Annotated in this window: 1 pseudogene; it reads left to right on the top strand. The window is 65.6% G+C overall.

The window, feature by feature from the left end:
- Positions 1 to 250, top strand: a pseudogene (locus SB756_RS33330) (AraC family transcriptional regulator); the annotation flags it as partial.

Here is a 250-nt window from a genome sequence, read left to right as displayed (position 1 = left end):
GCTGGACCTGTGCGCCCGCCATTTCGATGCCAGCCCCGTGGCTGCCCGGCATTTGCTGCTGGAGCAGGCCTCGGCCACCCTGTTGCTGGCCCTGCAACAGGACGAACGCGTACTGGGCAGTGAAGGCAGCAACCTCAGCACCCTGCACCTCACCCGGGTGGAGCAGTACGTGCTGCACCATCTGGGCGACCCCGAACTCACGCCACAAAACATCGCCAGCGCTTGCGGGCTGTCGTTGCGTTACCTGCAC

It is taken from the genome of Pseudomonas sp. SIMBA_068 (assembly GCF_046534705.1).
Classification (GTDB): Bacteria; Pseudomonadota; Gammaproteobacteria; order Pseudomonadales; family Pseudomonadaceae; genus Aquipseudomonas; species Aquipseudomonas putida.
This window is presented reverse-complemented; position numbering and strand designations above follow the sequence as displayed.